Source organism: Bacteroides fragilis NCTC 9343 (assembly GCF_000025985.1).
In the GTDB taxonomy this organism is placed as follows: Bacteria; Bacteroidota; Bacteroidia; order Bacteroidales; family Bacteroidaceae; genus Bacteroides; species Bacteroides fragilis.
On record NC_003228.3, the window covers coordinates 1,103,284 to 1,122,161 of the forward strand.

The 18,878-nt window shown below is 43.1% G+C and carries 10 protein-coding genes; 2 read left to right on the forward strand and 8 right to left on the reverse strand.

The genetic code is table 11. The features are described from left to right. Window positions 1-5 precede the first annotated feature (5 nt). The 3 genes from BF9343_RS04165 to gap form a co-directional block, all read right to left on the reverse strand. Complete coding sequence (locus tag BF9343_RS04165) at window positions 6-515, reverse strand: DUF4847 domain-containing protein (RefSeq protein ID WP_005785244.1); 510 nt, start codon at window positions 513-515, stop codon at window positions 6-8. Between the two features lie 6 nt (window positions 516-521). Next, on the reverse strand, window positions 522-2,579 hold the full coding sequence (locus BF9343_RS04170; RefSeq protein ID WP_005795986.1) for a M3 family metallopeptidase: 2,058 nt from the start codon (window positions 2,577-2,579) through the stop codon (window positions 522-524). A gap of 223 nt (window positions 2,580-2,802) precedes the next feature. Continuing rightward, window positions 2,803-3,804: a type I glyceraldehyde-3-phosphate dehydrogenase gene (gene gap, locus BF9343_RS04175; protein WP_005785248.1), complete on the reverse strand. Its 1,002-nt coding sequence runs from the start codon at window positions 3,802-3,804 to the stop codon at window positions 2,803-2,805. A gap of 139 nt (window positions 3,805-3,943) precedes the next feature. On the opposite strand from gap, the gene mscL reads away from it, so the two are divergent. Beyond that, complete coding sequence (gene mscL / locus BF9343_RS04180; RefSeq protein WP_005785250.1) at window positions 3,944-4,384, forward strand: large-conductance mechanosensitive channel protein MscL; 441 nt, start codon at window positions 3,944-3,946, stop codon at window positions 4,382-4,384. A 30-nt stretch (window positions 4,385-4,414) separates the two neighbouring features. Continuing rightward, entirely contained in the window at window positions 4,415-5,938 is a 1,524-nt protein-coding gene (gene guaA / locus BF9343_RS04185; RefSeq protein ID WP_005785252.1) for a glutamine-hydrolyzing GMP synthase, read from the forward strand. Between the two features lie 604 nt (window positions 5,939-6,542). On the opposite strand, the gene BF9343_RS04190 is transcribed toward guaA, so the two are convergent. The 5 genes from BF9343_RS04190 to BF9343_RS04205 all read right to left on the reverse strand — a co-directional run bounded on the left by BF9343_RS04190 (window position 6,543) and on the right by BF9343_RS04205 (window position 18,104). Beyond that, window positions 6,543-8,567, reverse strand: coding sequence for a RagB/SusD family nutrient uptake outer membrane protein (locus BF9343_RS04190; RefSeq protein WP_005785254.1), 2,025 nt, complete (start codon window positions 8,565-8,567; stop codon window positions 6,543-6,545). A gap of 15 nt (window positions 8,568-8,582) precedes the next feature. Further along, window positions 8,583-11,852 (reverse strand): SusC/RagA family TonB-linked outer membrane protein, encoded by a 3,270-nt coding sequence (locus BF9343_RS04195; RefSeq protein WP_005785256.1) that lies wholly within the window; start codon window positions 11,850-11,852, stop codon window positions 8,583-8,585. A 617-nt stretch (window positions 11,853-12,469) separates the two neighbouring features. Beyond that, complete coding sequence (locus tag BF9343_RS23580; RefSeq protein WP_170219090.1) at window positions 12,470-12,625, reverse strand: hypothetical protein; 156 nt, start codon at window positions 12,623-12,625, stop codon at window positions 12,470-12,472. 156 nt (window positions 12,626-12,781) lie between these two features. Then, window positions 12,782-14,824, reverse strand: a complete 2,043-nt coding sequence (locus BF9343_RS04200; RefSeq protein ID WP_010992236.1) for a RagB/SusD family nutrient uptake outer membrane protein — start codon at window positions 14,822-14,824, stop codon at window positions 12,782-12,784. A gap of 13 nt (window positions 14,825-14,837) precedes the next feature. Next, window positions 14,838-18,104, reverse strand: a complete 3,267-nt coding sequence (locus BF9343_RS04205) for a SusC/RagA family TonB-linked outer membrane protein (RefSeq protein WP_005801253.1) — start codon at window positions 18,102-18,104, stop codon at window positions 14,838-14,840. Window positions 18,105-18,878: the final 774 nt, after the last annotated feature.

The window sequence follows — 18,878 nt, forward strand, 5'->3', positions numbered from 1 at the left end:
CTATATTATTTATTGTTGTCCTTATCAACATGAAATACCAGGCATAACTCTCTTCCTCCCTCATCCTTGTAATAGATAAAGAGGTTGTCGTAATTCCCTTTGTACGAAGTAGCCCTGTTGAGTCCTTCGACAAATTTGTTACTAAATCCTAACGGATCATTTTCAGACCCTTTTACGGAAGCTGAGAAAGCATTGCTTTCGCCATTGGCACTCCAGGTTCCGGTGTAAGAATGTGACAAAAGCGTTCCGCTAAACTTTCCGCTGATGACATTGTCTGTAGTCTCCCCTTCGAATTTGATTGTGTATGCACCTTCTTTATTGATGTAATTCTTGATAGATTGTTCATATTTGTCTTTATCACCCCAGAAATCATAGGGTTTATGTTCGTTCTTTTTGGTAATATACGTCAGTTTCCATACTTTTCCGGTAAAGATACCGTTCACATCATCCGAATCGTTGCATCCGCTTACAAAAGGGAGCATCAAAAGTAATAATAATAAGTATTTATATTTCATTTTTTTCTATTTTTTTATTCCGTTTCTGATTAGTAATGCGTCAATCGTAGGTTCTTGTCCTCTGAAACGTTTGTAAAGTATCATCGGGTGCTCTGTTCCGCCTTTCGACAAGATGTTGTTACGGAAGGAATTGGCTACCTCTTCATTGAAGATTCCTTTTTGCTTGAACAGTGAGAATGCATCCGCATCCAGAACTTCCGCCCACTTGTAGCTATAATAACCTGCCGAATATCCTCCGGCAAAGATGTGTGAGAACTGGGTACTCATACAGGTTTCCGAAACTGTGGGCAATATCTGTGCTTGAGCCCATGCCTGACGTTCGTATGCCTTTACGTCACCTTCGAAGGGGGTATTGCGGGTATACCAGGCCATATCCAACAGCCCGAAACTGACTTGGCGAAGACAGGCGTACGCAACATTGAAGTTTGATGCATCTACCAGCCGGCTGATCAATTCGTCAGGCAACGGTTCTCCGGTCTGATAATGATTGGCAAAGGTATGCAGGAATTCTTTTTCAATCCCGAAGTTCTCCATGATTTGGGACGGGAGCTCTACAAAGTCCCAGTATACATTCGTTCCGCTCAAGCTCTGATAAGTTGAGTTGGCAAACATCCCATGCAAGGCATGCCCGAATTCGTGGAGGAAGGTTTCCACCTCGTCATAAGTCAGCAGTGCCGGCTTGCTTTCTGTCGGTTTGGTGAAATTCATGACTACCGATACATGTGGACGGCTGTTTTCACCGGTATCTTCTATCCATTGTCCTTTGAATTCTGTCATCCAGGCACCGGAACGTTTACCTTCGCGCGGATGGAAATCCGTATACAGTACGGCGAGGAAACTTCCGTCTTTATCCAGCACTTCGTAAGCATCCACATCTTTGTGATATACCGGGATATCCGGGTTCTTATGAAACGTGATGCCATACAATTTGGTAGCCAGTCCGAAGACTCCCGCTTTCACTTTGCTCAGTTCGAAGTAGGGGCGGAGCATCTCTTCGTTAATATTGAACTGCCGGTCTTTCAGTTTGTTGGAGTAGTAGCTCCAATCCCAAGGCATCACTTCAAAAGCATCTCCTTGTTCTGTACGGGCTAATTCTTGTACAGCTTCGTACTCTTTATGGGCGGTGGGGGTATATGCATCCAGCAATTGGTTGAGCAGTTTATATACGGCATCACCGGTTTCGGCCATGCGTTCTTTCAGTGTATATTCCGCATAATTGTCATAACCCAGTAATTGTGCGATTTCCATGTGGATATTGGCTATCTTTTTCACAATTTCCAGGTTGTTATATTCGTTATCGTGGGTACATTTTGTATTGTAAGCCATGTAAAGTTCACGACGTAAATCCCGGTTATCAGCATACGTCATAAAAGGAATATAACTGGGGGCATGCAATGTGAACACCCAGCCATTCACTCCTTTTTCCCGGGCTGTTTCTGCAGCGGCTTCGATGGCGCTTTCCGGCAGACCGGCCAACTGGGCTTCATCGGTCAGAGTCAACTGATAGTTATTGGTTTCTTTCAGGTTATTTTCACTGAAATCCAATGTCAGTTTACTAAGATTCTTTGTCAGCTCGCGATATTTCTCCTTGGCTTCTCCCTGCAGGTTGGCTCCGCGACGAATAAATCCGTTATAAGCGTTTTCCAGAAGCTTGGTTTGTTCCGGAGTCAGCTCTATGGAATCCTTTTGACCGTATACAACTTTGATACGTTCGAAGAGTTCCTGATTCAAGCTGATGTTATTGCTGTGTTCGCTTAACAAAGGAATCATCTCCTGGGCAATCTTCTGCAGGTCATCATTGGTTTCAGCACTGCGCAAATTGCCGAATACGGTGGTAACCCGATCGAGTAACTCTCCTGATTTTTCATAAGCAAGAATTGTGTTAGCGAATGTGGGAGCCTCCGGGTTGTTGACGATGGCATCTATTTCTGCTGCCTGGCGACTGATACCTTCACGAATGGCGGGTTCGTAATGTTCATTTTTTATTTTGTCAAAAGGAACAGTGCCATACGGAGTTGTATATTTCTCAAAAAATGGATTTTGTGCATTTGCTATATTTGTCATATTCAGTAATATCAATGTTACATTTACAAAATTACAAATTTCACCACAGAGTATCACAGACTTCCGTACAGTTTTCTTCTTATTTAACGTGTCTCACTACTGTTTTTACTACCATTTATTTGATTCTGTTGTGATTCGGGACTATAGGGCTTGGGAGAGGAAAATAAAAAAAGCTGTTCCGGGGAAACCGGAACAGCTTTTCGTATATTGTATCTTAGCTTGATTATTTAGCAGCGATAACGCGAGCCATTTCACAAACTTTGTTTGAGTAACCCCATTCGTTGTCATACCAAGAAACAACTTTAGCGAAGTTAGAATCCAAAGAAATACCTGCTTTAGAATCGTAGATTGAAGTGTTAGCGCAACCACGGAAGTCAGTTGAAACAACTGCATCTTCAGTGTAGCCCAGGATACCTTTCAATTCGCCTTCTGAAGCTTCCTTCATAGCAGCGTTGATTTCAGCCATTGTAGCAGCTTTTTCCAGAACAACTGTCAGGTCAACTACAGAAACGTCAGAAGTCGGAACGCGGAATGCCATACCAGTCAGTTTACCGTTCAATACCGGCAATACTTTACCTACAGCTTTAGCAGCACCTGTAGAAGACGGGATGATGTTTTCCAGGATACCACGACCACCTCTCCAGTCTTTCTTAGAAGGACCGTCTACTGTTTTCTGAGTAGCAGTAGCAGCGTGAACTGTAGTCATCAAACCTTTAACGATACCGAACTTGTCGTTCAATACTTTAGCGATAGGAGCCAAGCAGTTAGTAGTACAAGAAGCGTTAGAAATGATGTCCTGTCCTGCGTATGAAGTGTGGTTAACACCATATACGAACATAGGAGTAGAGTCTTTAGAAGGAGCAGACATGATAACTTTCTTAGCACCAGCCTGGATATGTTTGCGAGCTGTTTCGTCAGTCAAGAAGAAACCTGTTGATTCAACTACAACGTCAGCATCAACTTCGTTCCATTTCAAGTTAGCAGGATCCATCTCTGCAGTCAGACGGATTTTATTTCCGTTTACAATCAGAGCACCGTCTTCTACAGCAACTTCGCCTTCGAAACGACCGTGTACTGAATCATATTTCAGCATGTATGCCAAGTATTCAGCATCCAACAAGTCGTTAATACCTACGATCTGAATGTCGTTACCAAAGTTCTTAACTGCTGCACGGAATACCATACGTCCGATACGGCCAAAACCGTTAATACCTACTTTAATCATTTTGTTTAAACTTTTAAGGGTTTTATAATATTTGTTCAAATACTTTTCTAAATTCGCATTTGTTTCATTAGAATGCGGTGCAAAAGTAAGAAAATGTTTTTATATTCGCATATTAAATTCATATTAAATATAAAAAAAGATGGGAAAAAGTACTTTTTTACAAGACTTTAAAGCTTTCGCCATGAAAGGAAACGTGGTAGATATGGCTGTCGGTGTGATTATTGGTGGTGCCTTTGGCAAAATCGTTTCGTCGGTTGTAGCCGATATCATTATGCCACCTTTGGGGTTACTCATTGGGGGAGTGAACTTTACGGACTTGAAATGGGTAATGAAAGCTGCGGAATATGGGGCTGACGGAAAAGAGACGGCCGCTGCTGTGACATTGAATTACGGCAACTTTCTGCAGGCGACTTTCGATTTTCTTATCATTGCTTTTTCTATATTCTTATTTATTAAACTGATTACAAAGTTGACTCAGAAGAAAGCTGAGGCACCTGCTGCGCCGCCCGCACCTCCTGCACCTACAAAAGAAGAGATATTGTTGACTGAAATACGTGATTTATTGAAAGAAAAGCAGTAATTTTGCGCCAAATTCATAACATATCTATATATGCAAGAGAAAATTATAATACTTGATTTCGGTTCACAGACCACGCAGCTTATCGGTCGCCGGGTGCGCGAGTTGGATACGTATTGCGAGATTGTCCCCTATAACAAGTTCCCCAAAGGCGATGAAACCGTCAAGGGAGTGATTCTGTCGGGAAGCCCCTTCTCCGTATATGACGAAAGTGCGTTCAAGGTCGATTTGAGCGAAATCAGAGGTAAATACCCCATCTTGGGCATCTGCTATGGTGCACAGTTTATGGCGTATACCAATGGTGGCAAAGTAGAACCGGCAGGTACCCGTGAGTATGGACGTGCTCACCTGACTTCTTTCTGCAAGGACAATGTTTTGTTCAAAGGTGTGAGAGAGGGTACGCAGGTATGGATGAGCCACGGTGATACCATTACTGCTATCCCTGAGAATTTTAAAACCATTGCATCGACAGACAAAGTGGCTATTGCCGCCTATCAGGTAGAGGGCGAACAGGTATGGGGAGTACAGTTCCATCCGGAAGTTTTCCACAGTGAAGACGGTACGCAGATGCTTCGCAATTTCGTTGTCGATGTATGTGGCTGTAAACAGGACTGGAGTCCGGCGTCATTCATCGAGAGCACGGTTGCCGAATTGAAAGCTCAGCTGGGTGATGACAAGGTTGTACTGGGATTAAGCGGAGGAGTTGACTCTTCTGTAGCCGCCGTTTTGCTGAACAGGGCTATTGGCAAGAATCTGACTTGTATTTTCGTTGACCACGGTATGCTTCGCAAGAACGAGTTTAAGAACGTGATGCACGATTACGAATGCCTTGGCTTGAACGTGATTGGTGTGGATGCCAGTGAGAAGTTCTTCTCTGAACTGGAAGGCGTCACCGAACCTGAACGTAAACGTAAAATTATAGGTAAAGGATTTATTGACGTATTCGATGAAGAAGCACATAAACTGAAAGATGTGAAATGGCTGGCTCAGGGTACGATTTATCCGGACTGTATCGAGTCGCTTTCTATCACCGGTACTGTTATCAAGAGTCACCACAATGTGGGAGGACTTCCTGAAAAGATGAATCTAAAACTTTGTGAACCGCTTCGCCTGTTGTTTAAGGACGAGGTTCGTCGTGTAGGTAGAGAGTTAGGTATGCCCGAGCACTTGATTACCCGTCATCCTTTCCCCGGGCCGGGACTTGCTGTTCGTATCTTAGGTGATATTACTCCTGAGAAGGTTCGTATCTTGCAAGATGCCGATGATATCTTTATTCAGGGTTTGCGCGATTGGGGATTGTACGATCAGGTGTGGCAGGCAGGTGTTATCTTGCTTCCTGTTCAATCGGTAGGCGTAATGGGAGACGAACGTACTTACGAACGTGCCGTTGCTTTGCGTGCCGTGACTTCAACGGATGCTATGACAGCCGACTGGGCGCATTTGCCTTATGAATTCCTTGGTAAAGTGTCGAATGATATTATAAATAAGGTAAAAGGTGTGAACCGTGTGACCTATGATATCAGTTCGAAGCCACCTGCAACTATCGAATGGGAATAAAATCCTGTGATTGACTTTTAGCGATATTTTATATTGATATTTGAAATCAGCATTTTAAGTAAATGATTGCTTAATCTGCTGATTTCTTTTTATGATATCGGTTGAAGTCATTTATTCCGATTTACGATAGAAAATTTAGTTGTTGAAATAGCAAATATCTCTTTCATTACCGTATATGTATTATTGGGGGAGAAACTGGAACTTTCCTTTGATATCTCGTTAGAAACCAAGATATTGTGGCCTTTCCTTCTTCCTTCGGTCAATGCTTGTTTTAATTCTATGTTAAAGCAAGTGTTCTGTATTTAAATAACAAGCCCTTTCGATGTAAAAAACTTGTTCTTTATCAGGAGATAAAGGAAGGTCTCACAGATAGTGTTAACAATGTTAATAAGGAGAAGTGTCTGGTTGAGGGCCATGTGCAAAGGATAGTCTTCCGTTTTTGAGTAAAATAGAAAAGGGAGATCCTCACGGACTTCCCTTCCCTTTTCCTTTTTTAAACCTTATGTAGTTGCTATAAATCTCTTACCACAACACCCTATTATACTAAAAATCAATACTTAGTAAAAAATTATATTGTTTTTGTATTTAGTTCCTATCGAAAACACTATTCCAATGCTTTACCGGCAGTCATCGGCCAGTAAGGATTCTGATACAACTGAGTTGTGTTGATATCTTCCGGATTGGTAGCGGTCAAAGACATATCTTCTATGCCGATCGGATCCAGATAAAATGCTTTACGCCAAGTCAGACCGTCATACAATTCATTATTGATTGAGGTTCTGCGAAGTGGGCGTAAGTATTTGCTGTCGCTTTTGGGCGAAACGTTTGCATCAAGGGTACCATCGTCCTTAATGTCCTTGTGATCTTTATAAGCGGCATCCCAGAAGTTGATACCTTCAATGATATAGGGTTTGGTCAGCAATTGATCCCAGGAACGCCATCTCTTCAGGTCGTCCCAGCGCATACCTTCACCGATGAATTCACAACGGCGTTCGCGACGGATATTATAGAGGGTAACATCCACCATTTTGCTGCCCGAGTAAACGGCTAAGTCATTTTCTTTGCTCAAGTCGGTTGCTGCAATAGTCTTGGCATAATCGTCGTCAACACCGGCGCGTGTGCGGAGTGCTTTCCAATACTTTTGTGCCTTGGCATCCAGTGAACCGGTTTTCTCGTAGCAGGCTTCCATGTAATTGAGGTTAGCTTCTGCAGAACGGAAGACAACACAAGCATTGGTCCCCAGCAGTTCGTCACCCTTAGTCTGTGCGTAATCGTAAGTGTGAGCTTTACGTGGGCGGTATCCTGTAAGGTCTTGAGTCTGTTTCTGTTCGGAGATGATATTCGGAACTCCGAAAAGCAGTGTTGTGCCGGCTGCTGCTACAGCCGGGTTTTTGGTATCACTGTGCAATACATCTTTTTCACCCCATACAAACAGTTGCAGACGTTCGTCGCGATTTTCTTTTTCATCCGAGATAGATACATCACCGTGATATTCGTTGCCTGCAGCATAAATAGGCAAACCGCTTTTCATCAAGAAAGTAGTAATGAATCCGCGAGTCAATCCGGTACGGTCACCGTTCTGCAGACGTGCAGGCGCACAATGTGAAACATTTAATGATTTGTCATACTGTTTCCACAACAACACCTCGCTATAACCGGAAGCATCCGGTGTGCTGAACATTTCGTAATACGGGTTCCAATTATAGATTTGTCCATACTCCGGATTTAGCACGTGTGAGTTTTCGGTCAGCGTGCAGTGGTCGGCTACGGCTGCTGCTGCATTCATGGCTTCGGTCAGGAAGAAGTCTATCTCACCGTCAATGTTGAACGTTTTGCCGCTGTTGTAAGACATTTTAGCACCCGGCCAACTTTCATCTCCCGGCACACGTCCGGTTCCCCGATGATATTTCTCGAAAGTAGCTTCGAACAGGGCTACTCTTGATTTATAGAGTTGAGCCACCTGCTTGTTGATACGCTGGTTGTTTTGGAAACCCTGGTCGTGCATACGGTTGATAGCTTCATCCAAATCTTTCAGAATCTGGCGGGCTACTTCATTGCGCGGAGCACGTGTACTGTACTCCAGTAAAATCTCTTCCTGATCGGGGAGAACTTTATCTACGATAGGATAGTCGCCATATTTCACCAATGCTTTGTAGTAGGCCATGGCACGGAAGAAGTAAGCTTCGCCGATGTAGTGTTTCAGGTCCTCAACCGATCCTTGAATCGATCCTTCTTTTTCTTTGGGAAGTACTTGTTCAAGCAGGTAATTCCATGTACGGATTCGGTTTAATGGAGCTTGAATCGATTTCCCGCTTCCTACCTGCCAGTTACCGGCAAAATAATCCAGGCTACTGTCGTCTGCCAACAGGTTGTCTGTGTTGGCATCGTTGCGTTGCATGCCTGAGTTCCAAGCCTGTTGGTGATATAGCTTATAATTTCTGGAGTCGTCCAGATAGTCGTTGTAGTAGTTATTGAGGTAGTTTGCTACCTGGTCTACTGTACTGAAGTACTTCTCAGGAGTTACCTGGCTGATAGGTGACCGGTCGAGAAAATCCTCGCACGAAGTTATCGCCAATCCGCCCATTGCTATCAATGAGCAGAAGTATATATGTTTTAATTTTAGTCTCATAGTTCATTCAATGAATTAGAAGTTAACGTTTAAGCCGATTGAAATAGTTCTCTGCAACGGATATAATTTACCCGGTCCCCAGTCTCCACCCAGTGTTTCCGGGTCGAATATATCACTGATGCCTGAGATTGTCAGCAAGTTGTCTCCTGATACATAAACACGTACCGATTCCATGGCGGCTTTCTTGGTCCATGCTTTGGGAAGAGTGTAACCTATTTGTGCATTCTTCAGGCGGCAGTAGGCTGCATTTTGCAAGTAACCGCTTTGCGTTTTTTGGTTTTTATTGCTGCTGAAGTATGGTTTCGGATAGTAGGCATTGGTGTTTGCTCCCAATGGGTCGCCTTCAGGACGCCAATAGTCGAGGTGTTCCTTGAATACGCATGATTGCCACATACCTCCGTTGGCTCCCCAGAAATACGGACCGTCCAACATGTAATCCCTTTTCATCACTCCCTGAATGAAGAGTGAGAAGTCGAGTCCTTTCCAGGAACCGTCCAATGTCAGACCGAAGTTGTAACGCGGAGTGCTGTTACCGATAATCTTTAAATCGCCATGGTCGTTTACTGTATTGGCACCGCTGTTCACACCGTCTTTTCCGTCAATATTGGCATACATGATATCACCGGCACCCCAGGCTGATCCCCAGTTCGGTTTTCCTCCGTTGGCTAAGTGCTTGTCCATCTCTTCTTGGGTTTGTGCAATTCCGATGGTTTTATATCCCCAAATCTCACCTATGGTTTTTCCTGTATAGTACTTTTCGCCCAAAGACAAGGTTTTATTCGGGTATTCCAATATTTTCTGCATATTGTCAGACATGACGAGGCGGACACCGTAATTGAACTGCTGAATGCGGTCTCTCCATGAAAGCTCTAATTCCCAACCATACGATTTCATATCGCAGTTGTTGATTTGTGGAGCGCTGGCACCCAATACGGAGGGCAGTGTAGGAGCCGGACCGATCATGTCGTATGTATAGCGGTTGTAGTAATCGAATGAACCTGTCAGACGGTTGTCAAACAATCCCCAGTCGATACCCACGTTCCATGATTCGATGGTTTCCCAGGTCATCAAACTGCTGACGATACCGGGCAGACCGGCTACATTCTGTTTTTTGCCGTTGATCAACCATCCCGAGGAAGCACTGCCTGTAGGCATGTTTTGGTAGAATGGATACCAAGCGTTCGTTTCACTGGTATTGTTATTACCGAGCTGTCCCCACGAACCTCTCAGTTTTAAAGTTCCTACCACTTGAGTCAGTGGTTCAAAGAATGCTTCGCGTGAGATGTTCCATCCTGCGGAGAATGATGGGAAAAGCCCCCAGCGTTTGTCACCGATAAATCGGGAAGAACCGTCGTAGCGAAGGTTGGCCTCAAGCATGTAGCGTTCTTTATAGTTATAATTTAAACGTCCGAAGAAACCGGCGATTGCTTTTTCACTGGCCCATGAACTGGCTTTTTTATTGTCTTGTGTCAATCCCAAAGACGGTACTTCAGGACTGATCAGATCTGTACCGAACCCAGTCAGCCCGCTTGGGCGGTAAAGCTCACCATTGAAACCGACCATTATCTTAAAGTTGTGATCACCGAAGGTCTTGGCGAAGTCCGTATAAATATTGGTAGAAAAGTAGTCTTCACTTTCACGTGAGTCTTGTACTTCGGAATAACCGGCTGCATTATCGCCCCATCCTAATAAATAGGGTTGATTGTCGGCATCATAAGCGTAAATAGGAAGTACAGCCCATGATTGTTTGCGTGTATAGGTACGCATACTACCTTCTGCTACGATACGCCAGTCTTTTATGGGCTCGAAGATGGCCTGCAATTGTTGGGTATACCAGTTTTTCTGGCTGGTTTGTTTACCACCGTCTTCCATTTCGATTATTTCCATTTTCTGCTGATAATGTCCGTTCGGATCTCTTACCGGACAAGTCGGCCAACGGCGGGCGATATTATGGAAGAACAGACCGGTCATGTAAGTCGGACGGTCGTAATCTTCGCGTGTCCACTTGCTGGTGTAGTTCAAAGTAACCCAGTCGGTTAACTTTGCAGAAATTTTGGCGTTCATGGTGTAACGGTTGAACTGATCTTCACCGTGTCTTAGCAGACCTTTCTGGTCAAGAAAACTGCCACTGATCATATAAGTGAGTTTGTCTGTACCGCCGCTGATATTCAGATTGTGCTCTGTTGAGGGTACCCAATTTTTATAGAACTCTTTAAACCAGTCTGTGTTGGCGAAGGAACCTGTATAGTTTTGCCATTTTCCGTCATTACCGGCCTTCGCTCCATAGTATTCAGGAGTGTTCGGGTCGGTGTATTTCCCTGTCTGATAGTTTTTAATACGTTCCAAGGCCGCTTCGTCAAACACCAAACCTCCTCCATCGTTTGTGTTGGCACGGTTGAAGTATTGTGCGAAGGTATAAGAATCCACCATTTCCGGAATCTGAATTGCATCGGAGAAACGTACGTTACCCGAGTAATTCACACGAGTCTTACCGGACTTACCGCTCTTGGTTGTAATCATGATTACACCGAAAGAAGCACGTGCACCGTAGATAGAAGAAGAGGCGGCATCTTTTAATACTGAAATGTTTTCGATGTCATTCGGGTTCACTGTGTTCATGTCACCTTCGATGCCGTCGATTAATACCAACGGGCTTCCGCTCGAACCTTCGCCGATGGTACCGGCACCGCGGATATTGATACTGAGACTACTGTCCAGTGCGCCACCGCTATTACCTACTGACATATTCAATCCCGGAACCACACCTTGAAGGGCTTGTGATACGTTTTGTACCGGACGAGATTCGATTACTTTTGAGTCCACCATGCTGACAGAACCGGTTACATTCACCTTTTTCTGTGAGCCGTAACCTACTACTACGACTTCGTCCAACTGTTGAGAATCCTCTTTCAACGTCACACTGATAGGCTCGCTACTTGCTTTCACCGTAACGGTTTTGTATCCGATAAATGAAATTTGGATGGCGCCTCCTAGAGGGGCTTCGACCGAGAATTTTCCTTCCAGGTCGGTAATGGTACCTGTGTTGTTTGCGAGAACTTTTACGGCTACACCGATCATCGGTTCTCCGGTTTCATCTACTACAGTACCTTTTACTTTTACTTTAGCTTGTTGTACAGCTTCAATCGCGTGTTCTTCGTTAGTATCAGCCGTGGCTTGCTGAGGTGTTGCACACCAAAGCATGATAGAAGCGGCAATTGCCATTTTTAGGCGACTTGTTTCCCGAAGTCGTATCAGGCTTGGAAACAGGTTGGTTTTTTCTTTCATACACTAAATTGTTCGGTTAAACATAAATTTGAATAGTTTGTTTTTTGAGATTTTTCCGGTAAAGATTTATCTTGCCGGAAGTGATGTTTAAGTGTCTTTTTTGTTTCTACTCCATAAGCTTGTCTGATTAGGGTTATCTTATAATATCGTTTTTGTCTTGTCTGAGATGTGCTGATGGTACGGAGTTATGACTATTATAAAGTACTCCAGGTACTTATTTTTGAGTAGATATATGAGAATAGCTATATAAGGGGAAAAGAGAGATAAAGGTAGTAATGCTTTTACTACCTACCCTTTATGTAGGAAATATGTGTATCAGATCTCCCCCTTATATTGTATGTTTATGACTGGAAATGGCCTTTTGTGTTCTACTTGAAGTCTACTTGGATTTAACGAAAAGACAAGAATAGCTATGGATGATGGAACATATTTTAGTATTTATGCAAAAAAAATCACTTAATTTTATGGTTTATTAAAATGAATGTTTACCTTTGCCGTAAGTATAGCTGATGAATTATGACTATACTGCTTAAGTTAACTTAATATTAGTAAATAAAAAGTTGCTTTGATTATTTCAGAATAAGTACCTGGAGAACTTTGCCTTTTTATATATTTCCCTATAACATCATTTCTCCCATTTTCTTATTATACCTACGTTGCCGATTGGCTTGATAATTGGTGATGTTTTCGTCTTGATTGACTTTAAGATATCGATAAGTGTCTACTGCAAAGGCATGTATACCGGAAAAGAATGAAAGGGCAAGACTTTCCATATCATTTCAATAGCGATAATGAACGCAAAAAAAAGGTATCCTCACGGACACCCTTTTTCAATTTTCCTTTTTTAAACCTTATGTAGTTGCTATAAATCTCTTACCACAACCTCCTTATTATTATACTAAAAATCAATATTTATATATTTGATATAATTATTCTATAGCTGCTGTGTTTCTTTCTTCAGGCCAGTATGGGTTCTGATAGATAACCGATGAAGCTATTTCGCCTGACGGTGATAATAATTCGATCTGTCGGATAGGTATGGGATAGAGATAATGCGCTTTAGCCCAAGTATAACCGTCATAGATTTCATTATTCTTTTGTACAACAGAATAAGGACGTAAATAGTTGGATAATTTTCTGGATGAAACATTTGCCATAGCGTTGTCCGGGCCTTCGATATATTCGAACTTGGCATCTTCTCCTTCATAACGTTTGTAAGCGTCACTTCCCCAGAAGTTAAATCCTTCGGGAATAAATCGTTCGACCAACAGTCTGTCTAATGATCTCCAACGAATCAGGTCATCCATACGCATGCCTTCGCCAATGAATTCGCAACGACGTTCGCGGCGGATATTGAAAAGTGTCACATCGATCATTTCATTCTCGCCTTTGTATTTAGCCAAATCATTTTCTTTGCTCAAGTCTGTTGCGGCAATGGTTTTAGTGAAGTCTGGATCAACTCCTGCACGTATGCGTACAGCTCTCCAATATTCGGCAGCTTTTCCCGTAACATTCCCGTTATTCTTCATGCAGGCAGCTTCCATATAGTTTAGATAAGCTTCTACTGCACGGAAAATCACACAACCGGTTGTAGACTGAGCCTGTCCCGAAACATATTGTTTCTGGTCGTAAGAGAGACATTTACGAATACGATATCCTGTTAAGTCTTTGATTTCCGATTCGGCTACGATTATATTGGGGTAATTTGCGTCCTGATATGTTTTCATGGCATTGGTTGTAGCGTTGGATACGGCCGGTATCATATCTTCCTCACCAAATAAGAAGAGTTGCAGACGTTCGTCGCGGTTGGCTTTTTCATCCATTACCCGTTCGTCACCTTTAAAAGGATATGCGGCTGTGGCTGCATACCAAGGCATACCGTCTTTCATCAGGAAAGATTGTACATAGTTGTGCAACATACCGTTGTTGCCTCCCGAAGCTACATAAGCTGTAGCGCCGTGTGCGATGGTAAAGTCGCCGGAGTAATAATCACGCCAGAAGAGCACTTCTTCAAATCCACTCATGTCTTCGGCTGAAAACATATCGAAATAATCATTCCATCCCGAAATGTCGTTGTCATTTGCCGGATTGAACACACCGCTGTTAGGTGTCAGCTTAATGACATCGGCTACTTGTTCTGCTGCGGACATCGCCTGGTCCAGAAAGAAGTTTATTTCGGTATTGGCATCATACTTATAATCAGGATGCACTCGCTTACCCGGCCAGTTGGCATCACCCGGTACACGTCCCGTACCCTGATGATATTTCTCGAAAGTAGCTTCGTAGAGTGCTACACGTGATTTGATTAACAAAGCACATTGCTTGTTCAAGCGGTTGTTGCCGGCAAAACCATGGTCGTGCATGTACTCGGCGGCCTTGTCAAGATCTTCAAGAATGAAACGCGCCACCTTGTTACGTGGTTGTCGTACACCTTTTTCTATCAATATTTCCGCATTATCCGGTAATACTTCTGTGATAATCGGATAGTCTCCATACATCCTCAGCTTCTGGAAATATTTCCAGGCACGGATAAAGTACATTTCACCGATATAATGCTTCACATCGTCAGCGTTACCTGATATCTCTCCTGCCTCATATTTGGGGAGTACTTTTTCAAAGAAGTAATTGCAATAACGAAAAAAGGAGAAGTCCCAGTTGTCATTGGCTGCTTCTGTCTTCCAAACATCCTTGGTGTAGTAATTCTGGAGTCCGCTACCGCTGCTGCCGCCTGAAACCATATTGTCGGTAGCACCGTCATTGTTTACAGTACCCGCACTAAATCCGCTATGAGTAGAGAACAGATTCTGATATTTTGAAATACTATAAGCTGCCAAGTGATCTGCATTCTGGAAATACGATTCCGGTGTTACCTGATCCAGCGGCTCCCTGTCTAGGAAGTCGTTACATGATGGGAAAAGTAATACTCCCCCTGTCAGTACACATAATTGTATGATTCTATTTTTTAGTTTCATAATGATTCGTTTTTTAGAAATTTACGGTTAAACCAATTGCAATTACTTTCTGTAACGGATATACTTTACCCGGATCGGTCCATTGGGTTCCCAGGTTTTCGGGGTCGAATACTCCGGTGATGTCTGATACAGTCAGCAGGTTGTCGCCCGATACATAAACACGTACTGATTCCATTCCTGCTTTCTTTGTCCATACTTTGGGTAATGTATATCCGATCTGGATGTTTTTCAAGCGCCAATACGAAGCATCTTGCAAGTAACGTGTCTGACGTTGCTGGTTTTTCGATGTACCGCGGATGACACGTGCGAAGTACGAATTGGTGTTAGCTCCCAAGGGATCACCTTCCGGACGCCAGAAATCCCAATGTTCTTTAAATCCGGCGGAAGCCCATTCGCCACCTCCGGAGAATCCCCAGAAGTACGGGCCGTTCAGCCAATAATCACGTTTGCCGATACCTTGTACAAAGGCACGGAAGTCTAAACCTTTCCAAGCAGCATCTATCGTGATACCATAGTTGAAGCGAGGGGTGTTGTTTCCGATAATCTGCCAGTCGCCCGAATCACCTACTTTGTAGTTACCTTGGTCCACTGAGCCGCTATTGTCGAGATCGGCATACATGATGTCACCTGCTGCCCATTTCTGCCCCATCGGCTGCTTGGCATTGGCAAGATGTTGGTTCATTTCTTCATCGCTTTGTGCGATTCCAATTGTTTTGTATCCCCATATCTCTCCTAGCTTCTGTCCTTCATAATAAGGATTACTAAGACTCTTGTCGGGATTGTTGTATTTCAGAATCTTTTGTTGTGCATCCGAGAGGACAAATTTCACTCCATAAGAGAAGTTTTTGATTCTGTCTCTCCAGCCGATTTCCAACTCGAAACCATACGATTTCATGTCGGCATTATTGATTTTAGGAACACCTGTACCCAGAATAGATGGGAGTTCCGGAGCGGTGGCAATCATGTCGTATGTGTAACGTACGAAATAGTCGAATGAACCGGTCAGACGGTTGTTGAATAATCCCCAGTCCAGACCGGCATCCCATGTTTCGATGGTTTCCCAGGTCTTTTCGCTACTGACGATACCCGGATTGCTGGCATAATTCTGGCGTACACCGTTTACTAACCATCCGTAGTTCTGTCCTTGCGGTAAAGTCTGGTAGAAAGGATACCAGGCTTCATTGGTGTTGGTGTTACCCAACTGTCCCCACGATGCTCTCAGTTTCAGTGTACCAATTTTCAACTTGTTGGCGGTTTCTTCGAAAAAAGCTTCACGGGCGATGTTCCAACCACCTGAGAATGACGGGAAGAATCCCCAACGTTTGTCGCCGATAAAGCGTGAAGAACCATCGTAGCGTCCGTTGGCTTCCAGCATGTAGCGGTCTTTGTAGTTCCAGTTTAAACGGGCAAAGAAACCGGCCACTGAGGTATGTCTGTATCCACCTGCTACACTGGGTTCACCTACTGCGGTATTAATTGTCGGTACGGATGGAGTAATCAAGGTTGATTTGTCCGCACTTACACTGCGGTCCTTGTACAGCTCGGCGTTGAAACCTACCATTGCCTTGAAATAGTGCCCGTTATCCAGTTGCTTGAAGTAATCTGAATAGATATTGGTAGAATAGTAATTCTCTTTATAAGCATATTCAGACACTTTTGAACCGCCTACCGGATAGCTGCCTACACCTGCATCCCATGTCATACCTACCGGGTTACCGTCTACATCGTGCTGATAAACAGGCAGTACTTCCCAATGTTGGTTATTGGCGGTCACACGCAAACTTCCTTCTACATAAATTTTCCAGTTCTTGATTGGTTCGAAGGTCAGTTGCAGTTGTTGTGTGAAGAGGTCCTTCTGGTTGATTTGTCTGCCTCCGTCTTCCAGCTGGATCAGTTCGGATGGTTCGGTCAGGTATCCGTTATCGTCATAGACAGGTACAGTCGGCCAGCGGCGTGCCACATTGTGGAAGAACAATCCCGTCAGGTAACTTGGACGATCATAATCTTCACGTGTCCATTTGGTTGAATATCCCAATGTAAACCAGTCTGTGATGTTACTTGTGATTCGACCATTTAAAGTGTAGCGCTGGAAGGTGTCTTTGCCATGGCGGATCAAACCTTTCTGATCGAGAAAGCTTCCACTGACAATATATTGAGTTTTATCTGTGCCACCACTGATGCTAAGATTGTGATCCATGGAAGGAACCCAATCTTCATACACTTCCTTAAACCAGTCGGTATTTGCATTCGATCCCGTATAGTAGTTCCATCGGCGTGATTGTTCGTTAAAGGTAGCTGATGATTTTAAGGTACCATCCTGGTATGCTTTGATGCGTTCCAGTTGCTCTTTACTGAAAACAGTACCACCATTATCATTTGCCGCTGCACGGTTAAAGTATTGTGCGAAAGTATAAGAATCCAGCATTTCAGGAATATTAGTCGCATCAGAGAAGCGCACATTACCCGAATAGGTCACTCTGGGTTTTCCCGATTGTCCGCTTTTGGTTTTTACCAAAACCACACCGAATGCGGCACGTGCACCATAAATAGAAGCTGATGCAGCATCTTTCAGTACTGATACCGATTCAATATCATTGGGGTTTACTGTATTCAGGCTGCCCTCGATGCCATCGATCAATACCAATGGAGACGATCCGGAGCCGTCGCCGATGGTACCTGTACCACGAATATTAATACTCATCTCACTATCCAGTGAACCACCACCGTTGTTGACGGAGAGGTTCAAACCCGGTACCACGCCTTGTAAAGCTTGCGATACATTTTGTACCGGACGAGCTTCAAGTACTTCGGAATTGACCATGCCTACGGCACCGGTGACATTAACCTTTTTCTGTGAGCCATAACCAACTACCACTACCTCATCTATCATTTCACTATCTTCTTTTAAGACAATGTGCATTGGGGTTGATTCGGCTTTTACAATGACCGTTTTATATCCCACATAGGATATTTCAAGTGTAGCACCTTTGGCTACATCGATGGAGAATTTACCATCTAAATTGGTGATTGTTCCATTAGGCGCGTCTTTTACTTTTACAGAAACGCCGATTAGAGGTTCGCCGGTCTGATCTACTACAGTACCGTTCGCTTTTACCTTTTGCTGCTGAATACTGGCAACTTCGTGTTTTTCATACGTATCTGCAACTGCTTGTTGGGGTGCCATACACCATAGCATGATAGATGCAGCAATTGCCATTTTTAGGCGATTGGTTTCCCGAAACCGTATAAGGCTTGGAAACAGGTTGATTTTTTTTGTCATACACTAAATTGTTCGGTTAAACTTCATTTTGAATAGTTTGTTTCTTAGGTTTCCCGGAAAAATGGTTTTCCGGAGTTTGTGTGAGGTCATTTCTCTGTTTTTTATCTCATAAGCTTTTTAAATTAGGGTTATTCTATTTATTGTGTTTTATGATCTATCTTTACATTGTTGCTTCAGGCTTAGTTCTGTTGGTACTTAATTGATTATGACAGTCTGATATGTTGTAATAGGCGTACAGATATACTATGGACCTCAATAATGTTATCTGTTGTTTATTAGTTGGTTATAGTAGATATTGACTGACCGGTAGGGGGATTGGGTTCCAATATTATTGAGTATTACTTATAGTCTACTATATTTGCCAAAGAAGTATATTCCTGTTTTTAAGCTAAAATGTATTTCATAATATACATGAAAAAATAAACCTTGAATTTATGATTTATTAAAAGATATTATTATCTTTGTCCCGTTATCTTCTTTTGCATTATAAATATGATGTGATTATTAACTTAATATTAGAAAATGTATTTTGATGCAAATTTATTGAAGTAAAGTACCAACAGAACTTTGCCTTTTCTATTTTTGAATTACTACTTTTTTCTTTTTGTTTAGACTGATCTTTTTTATATGTATTCCGACAAACGATTGCGGCAACCTGTCGACTCTCTCTGGCTATTTATATAGTGATTCAAAGTACGCTTGATATAAATAAGGAATACTGTTGTCATTGAGATGATAGACAATTGCTTTATATTTCGGGAGTAAGAATTGTCA

Coding starts and splice junctions, on each gene's coding strand:
- BF9343_RS04165 (WP_005785244.1), bottom strand. CDS start 515: ATGAAATATAAATACTTATTATTATTACTTTTGATGCTCCCTTTTGTA.
- BF9343_RS04170 (WP_005795986.1), bottom strand. CDS start 2,579: ATGACAAATATAGCAAATGCACAAAATCCATTTTTTGAGAAATATACA.
- gap (WP_005785248.1), bottom strand. CDS start 3,804: ATGATTAAAGTAGGTATTAACGGTTTTGGCCGTATCGGACGTATGGTA.
- mscL (WP_005785250.1), top strand. CDS start 3,944: ATGGGAAAAAGTACTTTTTTACAAGACTTTAAAGCTTTCGCCATGAAA.
- guaA (WP_005785252.1), top strand. CDS start 4,415: ATGCAAGAGAAAATTATAATACTTGATTTCGGTTCACAGACCACGCAG.
- BF9343_RS04190 (WP_005785254.1), bottom strand. CDS start 8,567: ATGAGACTAAAATTAAAACATATATACTTCTGCTCATTGATAGCAATG.
- BF9343_RS04195 (WP_005785256.1), bottom strand. CDS start 11,852: ATGAAAGAAAAAACCAACCTGTTTCCAAGCCTGATACGACTTCGGGAA.
- BF9343_RS23580 (WP_170219090.1), bottom strand. CDS start 12,625: ATGGAAAGTCTTGCCCTTTCATTCTTTTCCGGTATACATGCCTTTGCA.
- BF9343_RS04200 (WP_010992236.1), bottom strand. CDS start 14,824: ATGAAACTAAAAAATAGAATCATACAATTATGTGTACTGACAGGGGGA.
- BF9343_RS04205 (WP_005801253.1), bottom strand. CDS start 18,104: ATGACAAAAAAAATCAACCTGTTTCCAAGCCTTATACGGTTTCGGGAA.